General features: G+C 68.2%; 17 protein-coding genes, 1 tRNA gene and 1 pseudogene. 8 read left to right on the forward strand and 11 right to left on the reverse strand.

Features of this window, described 5'->3' with window-relative positions:
• Positions 1–620 precede the first annotated feature (620 nt).
• The 4 genes from ACQPWZ_RS35695 to ACQPWZ_RS35710 all read right to left on the reverse strand — a co-directional run bounded on the left by ACQPWZ_RS35695 (position 621) and on the right by ACQPWZ_RS35710 (position 3,415).
• On the reverse strand, positions 621–1,100 hold the full coding sequence (locus ACQPWZ_RS35695; RefSeq protein ID WP_433573598.1) for a hypothetical protein: 480 nt from the start codon (positions 1,098–1,100) through the stop codon (positions 621–623).
• A 33-nt stretch (positions 1,101–1,133) separates the two neighbouring features.
• Positions 1,134–1,391 carry a hypothetical protein gene (locus ACQPWZ_RS35700; protein ID WP_433573599.1) on the reverse strand — a complete coding sequence of 86 codons (258 nt, stop codon included), beginning with the start codon at positions 1,389–1,391 and terminating at the stop codon, positions 1,134–1,136.
• Positions 1,392–1,402: 11 nt separating this feature from the next.
• Complete coding sequence (locus ACQPWZ_RS35705) at positions 1,403–2,032, reverse strand: hypothetical protein (protein WP_433573600.1); 630 nt, start codon at positions 2,030–2,032, stop codon at positions 1,403–1,405.
• Between the two features lie 639 nt (positions 2,033–2,671).
• The gene (locus ACQPWZ_RS35710) at positions 2,672–3,415 is read right to left on the reverse strand and encodes an AraC family transcriptional regulator (RefSeq protein WP_433573931.1); all 744 of its coding nucleotides are present in this window, start codon (positions 3,413–3,415) and stop codon (positions 2,672–2,674) included.
• A gap of 55 nt (positions 3,416–3,470) precedes the next feature.
• On the opposite strand from ACQPWZ_RS35710, the gene ACQPWZ_RS35715 reads away from it, so the two are divergent.
• On the forward strand, positions 3,471–4,658 hold the full coding sequence (locus ACQPWZ_RS35715; protein WP_433573601.1) for an MFS transporter: 1,188 nt from the start codon (positions 3,471–3,473) through the stop codon (positions 4,656–4,658).
• A 292-nt stretch (positions 4,659–4,950) separates the two neighbouring features.
• Here ACQPWZ_RS35715 and ACQPWZ_RS35720 read toward each other — a convergent pair whose 3' ends face one another.
• Positions 4,951–5,568, reverse strand: a complete 618-nt coding sequence (locus ACQPWZ_RS35720) for an ABATE domain-containing protein (RefSeq protein ID WP_433573602.1) — start codon at positions 5,566–5,568, stop codon at positions 4,951–4,953.
• Positions 5,569–5,737: 169 nt separating this feature from the next.
• Here ACQPWZ_RS35720 and ACQPWZ_RS35725 point away from each other — a divergent pair, with 169 nt between their 5' ends.
• Together ACQPWZ_RS35725 and ACQPWZ_RS35730 are read left to right on the forward strand one after the other, a co-directional pair.
• Complete coding sequence (locus ACQPWZ_RS35725; protein WP_433573603.1) at positions 5,738–6,478, forward strand: metallophosphoesterase; 741 nt, start codon at positions 5,738–5,740, stop codon at positions 6,476–6,478.
• A gap of 28 nt (positions 6,479–6,506) precedes the next feature.
• Positions 6,507–7,130, forward strand: a complete 624-nt coding sequence (locus tag ACQPWZ_RS35730; RefSeq protein ID WP_433573604.1) for a LysE family translocator — start codon at positions 6,507–6,509, stop codon at positions 7,128–7,130.
• Here the strand turns inward: ACQPWZ_RS35730 and ACQPWZ_RS35735 are convergent.
• From ACQPWZ_RS35735 to ACQPWZ_RS35745, 3 genes and pseudogenes are all read right to left on the reverse strand, one after another.
• The gene (locus ACQPWZ_RS35735) at positions 7,127–7,444 is read right to left on the reverse strand and encodes a dihydrofolate reductase family protein (RefSeq protein ID WP_433573605.1); all 318 of its coding nucleotides are present in this window, start codon (positions 7,442–7,444) and stop codon (positions 7,127–7,129) included. The genes ACQPWZ_RS35730 and ACQPWZ_RS35735 overlap by 4 nt on opposite strands.
• A 75-nt stretch (positions 7,445–7,519) precedes the next feature.
• Positions 7,520–8,118 (reverse strand): annotated as a pseudogene (gene aztA, locus ACQPWZ_RS35740) (zinc ABC transporter ATP-binding protein AztA).
• Positions 8,119–8,870: 752 nt separating this feature from the next.
• Positions 8,871–9,155, reverse strand: a complete 285-nt coding sequence (locus ACQPWZ_RS35745; RefSeq protein WP_433573606.1) for a hypothetical protein — start codon at positions 9,153–9,155, stop codon at positions 8,871–8,873.
• Positions 9,156–9,250: 95 nt separating this feature from the next.
• On the opposite strand from ACQPWZ_RS35745, the gene ACQPWZ_RS35750 reads away from it, so the two are divergent.
• The gene (locus ACQPWZ_RS35750; protein WP_433573607.1) at positions 9,251–9,385 is read left to right on the forward strand and encodes a hypothetical protein; all 135 of its coding nucleotides are present in this window, start codon (positions 9,251–9,253) and stop codon (positions 9,383–9,385) included.
• Positions 9,386–9,429: 44 nt separating this feature from the next.
• On the opposite strand, the gene ACQPWZ_RS35755 is transcribed toward ACQPWZ_RS35750, so the two are convergent.
• Positions 9,430–9,503 (reverse strand) — tRNA-Met (locus tag ACQPWZ_RS35755).
• Between the two features lie 614 nt (positions 9,504–10,117).
• On the opposite strand from ACQPWZ_RS35755, the gene ACQPWZ_RS35760 reads away from it, so the two are divergent.
• Together ACQPWZ_RS35760 and ACQPWZ_RS35765 are read left to right on the forward strand one after the other, a co-directional pair.
• Positions 10,118–11,059: a Ku protein gene (locus ACQPWZ_RS35760; RefSeq protein WP_433573608.1), complete on the forward strand. Its 942-nt coding sequence runs from the start codon at positions 10,118–10,120 to the stop codon at positions 11,057–11,059.
• Between the two features lie 20 nt (positions 11,060–11,079).
• On the forward strand, positions 11,080–11,304 hold the full coding sequence (locus ACQPWZ_RS35765; protein WP_433573609.1) for a hypothetical protein: 225 nt from the start codon (positions 11,080–11,082) through the stop codon (positions 11,302–11,304).
• Positions 11,305–11,328: 24 nt separating this feature from the next.
• On the opposite strand, the gene ACQPWZ_RS35770 is transcribed toward ACQPWZ_RS35765, so the two are convergent.
• Together ACQPWZ_RS35770 and ACQPWZ_RS35775 are read right to left on the reverse strand one after the other, a co-directional pair.
• On the reverse strand, positions 11,329–11,673 hold the full coding sequence (locus tag ACQPWZ_RS35770; RefSeq protein ID WP_433573610.1) for a DUF6233 domain-containing protein: 345 nt from the start codon (positions 11,671–11,673) through the stop codon (positions 11,329–11,331).
• A 19-nt stretch (positions 11,674–11,692) separates the two neighbouring features.
• Positions 11,693–11,905, reverse strand: coding sequence for a LexA family protein (locus ACQPWZ_RS35775; RefSeq protein WP_433573932.1), 213 nt, complete (start codon positions 11,903–11,905; stop codon positions 11,693–11,695).
• A gap of 213 nt (positions 11,906–12,118) precedes the next feature.
• Between ACQPWZ_RS35775 and ACQPWZ_RS35780 the strand changes: the two genes are divergently transcribed.
• Together ACQPWZ_RS35780 and ACQPWZ_RS35785 are read left to right on the forward strand one after the other, a co-directional pair.
• On the forward strand, positions 12,119–12,349 hold the full coding sequence (locus ACQPWZ_RS35780) for a DUF5133 domain-containing protein (RefSeq protein ID WP_328863055.1): 231 nt from the start codon (positions 12,119–12,121) through the stop codon (positions 12,347–12,349).
• A 567-nt stretch (positions 12,350–12,916) separates the two neighbouring features.
• A complete protein-coding gene (locus tag ACQPWZ_RS35785) occupies positions 12,917–13,804 on the forward strand; it encodes a SigB/SigF/SigG family RNA polymerase sigma factor (protein WP_433573611.1) in 888 nt (295 codons plus the stop codon).
• The last annotated feature ends 57 nt before the right edge of the window (positions 13,805–13,861 follow it).

Raw genomic sequence — 13,861 nt, forward strand, 5'->3', positions numbered from 1 at the left:
GCGCCGCCAGCCTCGCTCTATGAGAGGATATAAAAGGCAATCTGAATCTTCTCCGTTTTATGAAAAGTCAGGTACCGGAGCATCCTCTTACCTCGACTCGTCGTCAGCCATCATGAATCTTGGCGCAAGTTGGACATGGCACAGACGCGCCATCCACACCGACGCCGCCGAGCTCATCACCCCGTTCCTTCCCCGAGCAGCTTCTGACGTCCGCGGTCGTCGACCGCGGCCAGCTGACTCTCACCTCGCGCATGTCATCGGCCACGCGCACTCAGGATCCCGCTGAGCGTCTCGACCCGTCGTCAGAGCGTGGGCCAGCACCTGAGACCTACAGGTGGACCTTCGAGTTGCAGCGCGACGACAAGAAGCAGTTGATGTTGTACTTCTTCTTCGGCGACCCCGACTCCCGTACTACCTACGGCCTGGAGCGAAAGTAGCCGTAGCGCGTCGAAAGGGTGCCGGCCCTGGCTTGGAGCGCCTGGACGACACGTGTTCTGTCGTCGGCGTCATCCGTGTCACGTCGGTCCATGGGCGCCGCGCACCATGGTCAATGCGGCCCCTGCCGCGCCCACCTGCCGCGTGAGTCCAACGGGATTTGCCTACGATTGGCCGCGTTGGTGTCAGCCGCTGATGTCATCGACAGGCGGCACGCTTGACTCGTCCCGGCTCGCCTCTGCTGTCTCGTCCTCGTCGCCCATGGCGTCGAGCAAACGCTGTCGCGCCTGCTCCAGGCGACCGGCGTAGTCCGGCATGAAGATCTCAACCAGCGACTTCTCCAGGGTGCCGGAGATCGCGTAGACCGCTGACCAGACGGCGCGATCCGGGATAATCGCATCGAGCTTGTCGGACTGCATCATCACTTCGTAGAGCCAGTCAGAAAGCACGAACGCTTGATCGTGCGTCAGTTTGATGACCACCGGCTCTTCGTTCACGCGGTCAAGATACGCGACGGTCAGGCTGGGGCGACTCCGACGAGGGAGGGCGTAGGTGGCAATCACGACGACCGGTCCGGTCCCGGCCCACAGGGCGAGCTGGATCGGGTTCCTCGTCGGCCGCACCCCCAGAGCGTCGAGGATCTCGTCGCTCTCGATCGAGCACACCGCCACATCGACGCCGTGTGCCTGACCCCGACGTCACCACTCGGCCGTCTGCATCAGCAGCTCCAGCGTCGGCACCATCACCAGGATCCGGCCATGCCGATAGAGGTCCAGCGCGGCGGAGGCAGCGGTGTAATTCGGCGGGGCCGCAAGCCAGGGAATTCCTCGATGAAGTTGCCCGTGCGAGCCCATCACAGGGCCGGCCCTGTCGGAGTCGCCGAAGCCTCGGGACTCAACGGCGTCGGTCGCCTCGCGGCGCGCCCCGCTGACCGCGCCGAGCCTGCCGCGGCGCACGGCGCGGTGTCTCAGTCGCTGTCGAAGCCGCCTGTGTCTGTGACGGCGCTGTCTTCCTCGTCCACCCGGTCGGACACGCTCGGCAGCCCGGATGCTTCGCCGTGGTGTTGGTTCACCTTGTCGGAGACGGCCGTCGCGGTGATCAGGCTTGCTACACAGGCGATGGTGAGGGCTGTGGCTGAGAAGAACACGGCGGCCCACGGCGGGCTGTTCGCGTCCACGTCGAAGAAGACGAGCAGGGCCGCGGCCGGGTACGCGCCGAAGACCCACGAACCGCAGACGGTAGCCACCGTCAGGGATTGGTGGAGATCGGAAAAGTCGCAGGCGTCTCGATGCGTCGCCGCCCCTCCCGGCCATACGACCGGGATCAGGGCGACCGCCTGGCAGGCCAGGCAGGCGAGTTGGACGACGGCATAGCCCGTGAACGAGAACGGGCGCGACCAGTAGTACGCCAACCCGGCGATGGCGCTGAGGAATGTGGCCGCGTTGCCCACTACCACCCACACTGAGCGGGACCGTATGTAGTCGGACACCGCGTCGAACATGTCTTCCCAGAACCAGACCTGGGTGATTTCTCTCAGTCTGCGCTTGATTCTGACGCCGTCGAACATGAGCCGCCCCCGTGTGTCGCCAATGTCCACAGCTTGAATCATGCCCACGCCGGGGAAGCCCTAAGGGGGGGATGGTGGAGCGGGGGCCCTATCTCCTTCGTCAAGCGGCCGAGGCGTCGCCTGCCTGACCGGAGCCACTGGGCCCAGCTTCCCGCCGGCACTCAGGTCCTCATGGCCGACGGCATCAGCCGTCCCATCGAGCAGGTCAAGAACGGCGACCTCGTCACCGCCACGGACCCCACCACCGGCGAAACCGGATCTCGGCCCGTCACCCGGACCATCCACACCCCCGACGACCGGAACTTTGATCACTTTGGCCGCGGCGTTCCGCGAGCGGATCGAACTGGCCGTCCAGGAGGTGGTGAACGCCACCTCCCTCCCCAGCGGTCTGCGTCAGTCGCCGCCTTCACCGCCCCGCCCGCCGGGACCGCCCGCGCCGACGGTTCCCGGCGTGCCGCCCAAAAGTCGGCTGCGGCGGCACGCGATCCAGACCGGCTCGTGCCCGGCTCTCTCCGCTCAAGCACCGCAACCTGAACCTGCTCGGCCGCTACAGCTTCACCGCCAGCGTCCCAGCCGCCGGCGCCCTGCGCCCGCTGTGCGACCCGGACGTGCCAGAGCTGGGCGAGGACGATGACGGAGGCGTGCAGGACTAGGAGGCCGGGGCGTGTGTCAGGTGACGGGGCGGGTGCCGGGGGTGTGTCCGAAGGTGCGGCGGAAGACGTCGATGAAGGTGCTGGCGGAGGACCAGCCGCAGCGGTGGGCGACCGTGGTGACGGGGATGCCGTCGGCCAGGAGGATCAGGGCGTGGTGGAGCCTGATCTGGGTGCGCCACTGGGGATAGGTGAGGCCGAGGTCGCCGCGGAGGCGGCGGGAGAGGGTGCGGGCGCTGGCGCCGATCTGGCGTCCGAGGTCGTCGAGGGAGCGGTTTTCGGCCGCGTCGGCGCGCAGGATGCCGTGCAGTTCGCGGAGCAGGGGGTCGGTGGGGACCGGCAGGTGCAGGGGCTGTTCGGGGGAGAGGGCGAGCTGGTCGAGCATGACCGCGCGCAGGCGCAGGTGGGGTGGGCTGTCGTTGTCGGGGGCGTGGGTGTAGGCGACGATGAGTTCGCGCAGAAGGGGGCTGATGGTAAGGACGGCCGGTTCGTCGAGGCCGAGGGGGTTCTCGGTGGTGGGCAGGCCGACGAGGTGGAGGTCGAGTTCGCCGTGGGCCTGATGCTGGTGAACGGTGCCTGCGGGGATCCAGAGCGCGCGGGTGGCGGGGGCGATCCAGGAACCGGCGTCGGTGGTCACCGCGATGGTGCCCCGGCCGGCGTAGACGATCTGGTGATCGTCATGGCGGTGCGCATCGATCTCGCCGCCGGACTCCAGACGCTGGGTCCGGGTCGGCGCAACGGATTCGTGGCGGATTTTCTGCATCATCTGTCAATCTAGCGAAAGCGCGACACCGAGTGCTTCTCCCAGCATGAGAGGGGTGCGAAGGAATACATCGATCTCCCTGCTGGCCGTGGGACACGCCTGCGTCGACATCTACCAGGGCGCCGTCGCGGCGCTGATCCCGTTCTTCGTGGCCGAACGGGACTACACCTACGCGATCGCCTCCGGCATTGTGCTGGCCGCGTCCATGCTGTCCTCGGTGGCCCAGCCGGTGTTCGGCGCACTCACCGACCGGTGGGCGATGCCTTGGCTGCTGCCTGTCAGCACCCTGCTGGGCGGGGTGGGGATCGCGCTCAGCGGTCTGAGCGGCTCCTACGGACTCACCCTGTTCTTCGTCGCCGTCTCCGGCCTCGGCGTGGCCGCCTACCACCCGGAATCCGCCCGCGTGGCCCGGCTCGCCAGCCAAGGCAGTCATAGCGCGATGGGCTGGTTCTCCCTGGGCGGCAACATCGGCTTCGCGCTCGCCCCGCTCATGGTGTCGGCCGCGATCGGACACGGCTCCCTGCGCTGGACGCCTGTCCTGGTCCTGCCCGCCCTCGCCGGCACCGCCCTGTGTGTGCCTGTGCTCCGGATGCTCGCCCGGCCCGAGGGCGGCGCGTCCAAGACGGAGGCGCCGCGGGGCGCCGATGACGTGGCCTCGTTCGTGAAGCTGTCCCTGGCGGTCGTCTTCCGCTCCATCGTCTTCACCGGCCTGAGCACCTTCATTTCCCTCTACGCCCAGCAGCGCATGCAAGACAGCACCACCGCGGGCACCATCGCCCTGTTCCTGCTGTTCCTGGGCGGCGCGGTCGGCTCGGTGCTGGGAGGGTTCCTGGCCAACCGCTACGACCGCGTCCGTGTCTCCCGCTGGTCCTACCTGCTCTCCGTCGCCGCCGTCACCGGAGTGATCTACGCACCCGGACCGGCCATGTTCCTCTTCGTGGCCCTCACCTCCGCCGGCCTGTACGTCCCCTTCTCCCTCCAGGTCACCCTCGGCCAGGACTACCTGCCTTCCCGTATCGGCACAGCCAGCGGCGTCACCCTCGGCCTCACCGTCAGCATCGGCGGCCTCGTCAGCCCCCTGCTGGGTCACCTGGCCGATTCCACCTCCCTGACGACAGCCCTCACCCCACTGATCGCCATGCCCGCCCTGAGTTGGCTCCTCTTCCACGCCCTGCCCGAACCCGCCGCCCCCAAGTCCCAGGCCGCCGCACCTGCGCCCGCATCCGCACGGCAGGACGCGTAGAGCTGCACGGCCCAATGTGCATGCACAAGGCCCGCACGGCGGACGAGGGCGTGCCCAAACTCCAGATCGCTTCCTTCACCGGCTGGTTCGGTGAGCTTGTCCGGGATCAACCCAGACGCGACCCGCAGCCTCCCACGGGTATCGCCGAGGTGAGCCCCTGAGCGCCGCCGGCCTCGGCCGAGCCGCCTGGTGCCGGGCGCAGCCGGAGCGAGCGGCGAGGCGATGACCACCCCCCGTGCCGACGGGCCGGTGCCTGCACAGCCCCGAGGTCACCCTGGTGACCTCGGGGCGGTTACGGCGGAGCGGAACCGCCATCGGTTGCCATGCGCTGACGCCTGTAGTGGCGTGCTGCGCGCGCACGGTTTCCGCACGACGGCTTGCACCACTCCTGCCGTCCGTGGCTCTTGACGAAGTAGCGCACGCAGCGGGGCGCGGAACAGGATCGCAACTGCGTGCGCTGTGGGCCGCTGAGAAAGTCGATGGCTGCTCGGGCCAGGGCCGCGACCAGCCGAACGTACGGCTCGTTCTCCGCAGACAGCAATCGGGCGGTAGGAACTCCTTCGACGGTCCATTCGATTTGAGGGGCGACCAGTTCCCGCGCGGCAGCCGCATTGAGGTGGGCCGTTGCCTGGTCGACAGTCATCAGACGATGAGCGTCCGCCGGGCTCGGGGGAGCGGGTCTGACCACTCGGGCGAACAGGGTGCGGACTGCCTGCCGAAGCTCGACGATCGCGAGCCTGAGGTCTTCATCCACGGCGAGTTCCCCCACCGGAATGTGGCCGGCCAGCAGATCTCCCTGCTCTTGGATCCAGTGCGCTGTTCCCGGGACCGTAGCGAGGCCATCGGCGACGCCGCCGTCCCCGTCGTGACGAATCGTGCTCACCAGTTCCAATGCCAGCCAGCGCTCCACAAGACATGCCCTTCCCTCTCGGTGCCCGGTCGCCAACCACTTGATCACATCCCTGCACACACCTTATGATCCTAACGGAAAAACGAAATCTTCCGTTAGGTGGGGTGGGTGGGGACACCTGCCCTGGCATAGAACGACGGCTGGGCCCGCCGGCGAAGGAGACTGCGAAATGACGCTGCTTGCACAGATCAGCGACCTGCACCTGGACGGCAGCGAGAGGGCAACCCGACGAGCTACCCGCGTCATGGACTACTTGCGAGCCCTGCCCCACCCGGTTGACGCGCTCTTGGTCACCGGGGACATCGCCGATCACGGCGAGGAGGCCGAGTACGAGGAAGCAGCTCGGATCCTGGCCGCCCCCTTCCCCGTGCTCACCTGCCCCGGCAACCACGACGTACGACCCGCCTACCGCAAGGCCCTGCTCGGAAGGGCGCCCGACCACAGCCCCATCAATCAGGCCCACCACATCGCCGGCACCACCATCCTGATGTGCGACTCCACCATCCCGGGCCGCGACGAGGGACGCCTCGACGCCCAAACGCTCGCCTGGATCGACACCACCCTCGCCGCGCTGCCGCAGGACACCGCGGCACTGATCGCCTTCCACCAGCCGCCGGTCGAACTCCATCACCCCCTGCCCGACTCCGGCATGCTCGAAGAGCCCGGACAACTGGCCGACTTGCTCGACGCGCACCCACAGGTCGCCGCCGTCCTCACGGGCCACGCCCACACCGCGGCCGCCTCGACCTTCGCCGCGCGTCCACTGATCGTCGGACCGGCCATCACCTGGACCCTGCGCATGCCCTGGGAGGGCGACAAGGCCGCAGACCGCGACCAGCCACCCGGGCTCGCGTTCCACGTCCTGTCCGACGACCGGCGCCTGACCACCCACTACCGCGTCGTGCTCTGATCCCCCGCTCGCACGATCCGGAGGCCTCGTGGTCCATCCCTACGCAGTCGCCGGGTTCCTGGTGGCGCTCCTCCCTCTGATCGCCACCCCCGGAGCCAGCCTGGCACTGCTGGTCCGACACGTCACCGACAGCGGCCGCCGTCAGGCCCTTCCCGTCATCCTCGGCACGATCACCGGCCTGTACATCCACGCCGCTCTCGCCATAGCGGGCCTGTCAGCCCTGGTCATGCGCTCCAGCCTGGCCTTCACCGCCGTCAAGCTCATCGGTGCCGTCTACCTCATCGGCCTGGGCGTATGGACATGGCGTTCCGCCACACCGAACGCGACACCCACCCTCCACCGGCAACGCCTACCGAAGCGCGCTGACTCCGTCTACACCCAAGCCTTCCTCGCCAACGTCCTCAACCCGAAAGCGGCCGCTATCTACCTGACCCTAGTCCCCCAGTTCATCGCACCCCACCAGTCCTTCGGTGGCCAGATCCTGACACTGGCCACCGCCCACGCGCTGCTGATCACGCTCTGGCTCGCCGCCTGGACCCTCCTCATCCGGCGCGCTTCACGCACCCTGCAGAAACCCCGATTCAAGCGCACGACCGCCAGGACCACATCAGTGGTACTCGTCGCCCTCGGCATGCAGAGCGCCGCAACCTAGCACCTCCGGCCTGTCGTCAAACGATCGTTTGCCGACAGGGGGTCGAGGCGCCCGAGGCGGGCCGGGTCCACGCGGTCGGACAGGCGGATGCCGGTGCCGAGCAGCATGGGTGCGAGGGTGATCGAGAACTCGTCGATCAGGACTCTGTCCAGGTACTCCTGGATCGTCTCGGCGCCGCCGGCGATGCGGATGTCGCGGTCGCACGCGGCCTTGGTTCGCCCGGTCCGCCAGCGACTAATTGCGCGGAACACCCGCCTCTTCGGGGTGAACTCACCGCATGGATACGGGCCGCCTACGACCGCCAGCAGCGGCACGTGAATCCCGCCGACGTGCCACGGCACACACGGTGGTGGGGCAAGCGCGCCGGGCGACACCGGTCGGTCCGGCGTTCACGCCGGCTGCCAGATCCGGGACAGGGCGGTCGGACTGAGTGCCTGCTCGGGCGTGCCCAGCCCGACCAGCCGTCCGTCGCTGAGGAGCAGGCAGGCGTCGGCCGAGCGGGCGGCCTCCGGGTCGTGCGTCGCCTGGACGACGGTCGTGCCGTCGGCGACCAGATCCGTCAGCAGGGTCGTGATTCGCTCCCTGGCTTCGGGGTCGAGCCCGGTGGTCGGCTCGTCCAGGAGCAGAAGGTCGGTCTCCTGGGCGAGGCCCTGGGCGATCAGGACGCGCTGACGTTGCCCACCGGACAATTCGCCGAGCTGGCGGGCGCCGAGGCCGGCGACGCCCAGTCGTTCCATGGCGGAGTCGACCACGGTCCGGTCCTGTCGGGTCAGCCGCCGCCATAGCCCCCGTCGTCCCAGCGACCCAACTCCACGGTCTGCCGCGCTGTGAGGGGGAGTGTGTCCCCGACGGCGCCGCGCTGCGGGACGAAGGCCGGTGGGCGGCCTTCTGCGTACTGGAGATGCCCGGATGTGGCATCGAGCACGCCGGCGAGTACGCCGAGCAGCGTGGACTTCCCGCTGCCATTCGGTCCGACGAGCGCCGTCATGGCCAAGGCCGGTATGTGCGCGCTGAGTTGGCGGAGTACCGGACGGCCGGGGTAACCCGCGTCCAGGTGGCTGAACCGGACGCGCTCGTTCCTTAGTTCGCTGGCAGGTGCCGTGAGGCACTCACTTGCGATACGAGCCCTTGGCACCTGGGCACGGGGAGGGCTGCTTTGTCCCTCGCTGCCCTCGACAGCGGTGACGTCGCCGAGCAGCGCGGGACCTACGGGATGCCAGCTGACAGTGACGTCGGTGAGGTCCTGTGCCAGCCAGGCCGGACCGTCCACCGTGAGCCGCTCCACCATTTCAGGCGACAGCACGACCTCTTCCCGGATGCCGAACCCTATGGAGCGCCGGACCGCGGCCGCGAGGTCGGGGCTCATCGCAGTGCCCCGGCCGGTGAGCCTGATGGTGATGGGACTGATCTCGTGCGCCCGGGGGTGCTTGGCCCGCAGCGTGTGGACCACCGTGTTGCCCCGACGGGTGAAGTCCATGGTCCAGTCAGGGTCCAGGCGGTCGTCCATCGTCTGCGCGAGCCCTCTGACGCGGGCGGTCACGTCCGTGAGGCTGCCCATGACAATGGCCTGCTCCGCCCGGAAGACCCGCGCCCGGTCCTCCAGCACGTCCCTGTCGATGAAGGAGATCTCCAAGTCCCGGTGTGCCGCGAAACTGCCGTCCAGGTCAGCCCGGTGCATGATGCGCACTTTCACGTCGCGCCCCGCGGCGAGTCTGTGGACGAATTCGAGCTCCGGAGCGGTCAGGGCACTACCAGGACCCACTCGTACGGGTCGTGGGCCATGGCACGATTGAATGACTTCTTGACTGATGTTCTGCGGCCCCGGCCCGTCAGCCCGTCGGGGTAGTACTTCAGCTGGTAGATCCGCAGCCGACCGCGCTGGCGGACCTCGATGTCTTTCCCGCGGTCCCCGCCGCGGCCGTTGACCGGGACCACTTCGGCAGTGGCGTCGTAGAGGCGCTGGATGAGTGCCTCGATGATCCGGTCGAACTTCGGCTGACCTATGCGGTCCCACTCGATGGCCAAGCGTTCTACCTCCTCGAGGGAGTAACTCCCGGAATGAGTTTCCCACTCGGTGCCGACAATGGGCCGTCCGGCGACCTGCGCGTAGGGTCATGTGTATGCCTGATCTCACCCTCGACCAGGTCGAGGCGATCGCGCGGGAAGCGTACGCGCACGAGGTCGACGTCACGGGCGGCGGCGTGCGGGGCGACGGTTCGGGACTGGCGGCACTCCGCCACAACATGACTGCATGACAGAAGGGCCCGGATCCGCCAGGGATCCGGGCCCTTTTGGGCAGTGGCGGGGACAGGATTTGAACCTGCGACCTCTGGGTTATGAGCCCAGCGAGCTACCGAGCTGCTCCACCCCGCGTCGGTAGACCTCACCCCTACGGCACTGTCGGGCCGCCGCTGCTGGCCCCGCTACAGAACACCTCGCGCACCTCCTGACGGCCCTCGAGGATCTGGCTTTCATCCTCGGGCGGCGCTCACCGTTGTACCGCAGTGCTGGTGACACCTGGGCCCAGAACGGGGCTGCTCTCGGCATCTCCTGTCAGGCCGCCCATGAGCGCTCGTTGCCGCGTCCGCGCTGGGTGGGGCAAGCGTAAGGGGAGCCTGGGCAAGCCCGGCCTGATCGGTGACTGATCAGCGGCGCGGGCATCGGTCACGGGGCGCTGACTGACGGGTGACCGAGGGGGGCAACGCCCGGTGCTACATGACCGACGCTGGTGACTGAAGGATGTGTCCCGGGTGTGGGCCAGGACCGCTCAGAACTGGCCCACACCCGGCGGGCTTGCCGCCCAGTGGCCAGGGCAAGCCCTTCCCTCCCAGCATGCGCCTCCCGCAGCACCTGTGTCGCGGTGGGTGCGGGTTGCTGCGGGCTGCGGCGCGCGGTACGTGACCTGGGGAATCTGGCGCAGGACAGCGCGCCGCGACGGAATGACGGTCGTACGCTGGCGGTCTCGGGGCTGTATACGGAGGTTCGTCATGCCCCGCCCCGTCTGGTCCGGCGCGATCTCGTTCGGCCTGGTCACCATCCCCATCAAGGTGCTGGCGGCGACCGAGAGCCACAACATCAGCTTCCACCAGTACCACCTCGAAGACATGGGGCGGATCCGCTACCGGAAGGTCTGCGAGCTGGACGGCAAGCAGTTGCGGGACGACGAGATCGGCAAGGGCTACGAGGTCTCGAAGGACACGCTGATCGAGATCACTGACGAGGACCTGGCGAACATGCCGTTGCCGACGGCGAAGGCGATCGAGATCGTCGCGTTCGTGCCGTCCGAGTCGATCGACCCGATCCGGATCTCCAGCGGCTACTACCTGTCCGCCGACGGGCAGGTGTCCGCCAAGCCCTACAAGCTGCTGCGCCAGGCGCTCGGGCGCTCCAGCAAGGTGGCGGTGGCGAAGTTCGCGTGGCACGGCCGGGAGCGGCTCGGGCTGCTGCGGGTGAAGGACGACGCGCTGGTGCTGCATGCGATGCGGTGGCCGGATGAGATCCGCTCACCGGAGAGTCTCGTTCCGAAGCCCGTCGAGATTGACGACTCCGAGGTCGAGGGTGCGATCACGCTGATGGAGTCCATGGGGCAGGACGACATCTCCGGCTACACCGATCACTACCGCGAGGCCCTCGAGGAAGTCATTGCCGCGAAAGCTGCGGGCAAGCAGCCGCAACCGGCCGGTGAGAAGGCGCCGCCGGCCGGGGAAGTCGTCGACCTCATGGCCGCGCTCAACGCCTCGGTGCAGGCCGCCAAGGAATCCCGCGGCGAGGCCAGCGAGGGCGGTGAGCACGCGACCGTGCATGACATGCCGAAGAAGCGTGCCGCGAAGAAGACAGCGGCTGCCAAGAAGACCGCAGCGAAGAAGACCGCGGCAAAGAAGCAGGCGTCGGCGAAGAAGACGGCGGCCCGGCCCCGGAAGCGAGCCTGAGCACCATGGGGATAGAAGGGATGAGCAGCGCGCCGATCGTTGTGCATCCGCTGTCGGCGGGTGGCGGCCGGCGGGTGACGGTACACCGGCACGGGCGGGATGAGATTCTCGGTCTCGCCCACTCCGATCACGACCTGGTCGTCTTCCTGGAAGCGGCTGGTGTCATGGATCCGGAGCAGGTGCTGGACGATCCGCGCTGGGTGGAGTGGCGGGGCGGCCGGGCACATCACTGGGACGCAGCCTGACCGACCATCTCTGCATTCTGGCCGCTAGCCGATGATGCCGAGTTCGGTGTCGGGGCGGCACAGGACGCAGGCGCGGACGCCGTCGGTGATCAAACGCCGGGCTTCCTGGGCGGTGATGACCTGGCGGGTGCGCATACGGGTGTTGCACGGCCCGGCGTGGACGTACATCGGAGTCTTGTCCTTGCCGCTGTGTTTGAGCACCCAGTCCGGCGGCGGGGGTGGAGGCCGGCGGGCGGCGAGGGCAGCCTGCCGCTTCTCGGCTTCTTTGATCCACCGATCGGTCGTGGCGAGCTGCTGGACCTGGACGCGGCGCAGGAAGTAGAGCAGTTCCAGCGGCGAGGGCGGCGGGGGCGGAAGTGGTTCGGACACGCTGGCCTTCTGAGTTGGGTCAGGTGCCGAGGCGTACCGAGCGCCAGCTGCTGGTGCTGCGGCTGATCAGCCCGCCCTCTTCGAGCCTTCCGAGCTGGTAGGCCACGGACGACGTGGACGACAGGCCGACAAGCTGCCCGATCTGGCGGATGCTCGGTCCTTCGCCGGTCTCGGCGATCCGCTCGCGGATGCAGCCGAGGATCCGCTCCTGCCGGGCGCTCAGGTGATCCATCACGATGCCTCTCCTCTCCGCCTGCGGGGCTCACTGGATCAATTACAACACCTGTTCGAATATTGAGGCGAGTGGCCCCTGCGACGAGAAGTGAAAACTGCTGGCCGCGGCAGGCTCTCGGCCCTCCGCGCAAGAAGCGGCGGGCGGGTGAATGGGCGATGCTGTTGGGGGTATTCGCTTCGCGGTATCGGCTCGCGCGGATGGAGGCAGATCGTGCTTCTTGCTCACCCTGCGGTGTTGAAGGATCTGGTGGAGCAGTACGAGACGTTGCGTGCGCTGCACGCCGAAAAGGGCAGTCCCGCGGTGCGGCAGCGGATGGAAGACGTCGCGTACACCCTGTGCGTCTCTACCGGCACTCGGGATGTGGATGCGGCTCTGATCGCCGCCCGTCACCGGCTGCCCGGGGCACGTCCCGAGGACGATTCCCTGGTGGCCGCTGGCTGACCACTGGCAGCCGTCCGCTTCGGAAGTAGACATACGTTCATCGGCTCCGGAGGCGGACATACGCCCTGGCACCGTCCCGACGGCAGCGCAGCGCGTGCGGCCAAAAGCTGGGCGGCACGACTCCCAGCGCAGTGTGTGGAGCCGGAGCGGCGTACCCGGGTAGGTGGGCCGCTCCGGCGTGCTCTCTAACGCGGGCTTCCTCCTGCGCGTTACGCGCCAGGCGGGTGGATGCAGCCGAGCGAGCCCCAGCCGTGCCTCCGCAGCGGGAGAGGCGTTGATCGCTAACCTGCCGTGTGGGCGAATTCCAGGGGCCGTTGCCTGGTGCAGACCTCCGGTGCCCTCCGACGTGGCGAGGCCCAGGACACGGTGACCGGCCGCATCCCGGGCGCTACCCCACGGCTCCGGCGGCCTCGGGAGAGTTTGCCGAAGACACTTCGATGATGCGCCACGCCATGGGCCGTCGCATGCTGGAAAGCCCCACCGCGGCGGCTTCGATCGGTGTGCGGCGCCGGGAGCCGGGCAGGGGCCCTGGTAGGCATAAGTCCACCGACGGCGAGGTGAACCGCGATGACCGCCCTGCAGCTGACCGGATCTCCTTCTGCTGACCCGGCGGATTCTGCGCGTGCGACGGAAGCAGGAGGAGCGCTGCCGCGCGTGGAGGACGCGGGCAAGATCGCGCCGCTCGACGCACGCGATCTGTCCATGGTCTTCTTCGACCGTCTCCAGGCCCTCGAGGAGGGCACCGGCGAGTATCAGTACGTCCGCAGCACCCTTATCGAGATGAACCTGTCGCTGGTGGATTTCGTAGTCCGCCGGTTCCGCAACCGCGGCGACGGCGAGAGGGAGGACATCACCCAGGTCGGCATGATCGGTCTGATCAAGGCCATCGACCGGTTCGACCTGACCCGCGGAGTCGTCTTCTCCTCCTATGCGATTCCCTGCATCGAGGGCGAGATCAAGCGCTACTTCCGCGACTCCACCTGGGCTGTCCACGTCCCCCGGCGCCTGCAGGAGCTGCGGACCGAGCTGGCCAAAGCGAAGGAGCACCTGTCCAACGAGCTGGATCGCGACCCGAACATCAGGGAGCTCGCCGCCCACCTCAATCTTTCCGAACAGGAAGTCGAGGAGGGCCTGGTCGCCGCCAACGCCTATATCGCCGACCCTCTCGACATGCCCGCCCCTGGAGACGACGAGGGCCCCCGGGAGACAGGGCGCAGTCACGCGGACACCGCCGGTGAACCGGACCCCGCGATGGAGCTGTTCGAGAACGTGCACACCCTGGCGCCCCTGCTGCACGAGCTGGACGACCGCGAGCGGAAGATCATCGAAATGCGCTTCTGGCAGGACCTGACCCAGGTCCGCATCGGCGAGGAACTCGGCATCTCCCAGATGCACGTCTCCCGCCTTCTGGCACGCGCCCTGACAAAGCTCCGCACCGGCCTTCTCCCCGGCTAGTGGCCACTTCGGGCCCAGGGGAGGACACTGCGGCCCGACATCCGCCACCACCGGCGG

It is taken from the genome of Streptomyces sp. CA-251247, from assembly GCF_050952975.1.
GTDB lineage: Bacteria > Actinomycetota > Actinomycetes > Streptomycetales > Streptomycetaceae > Streptomyces > Streptomyces achmelvichensis.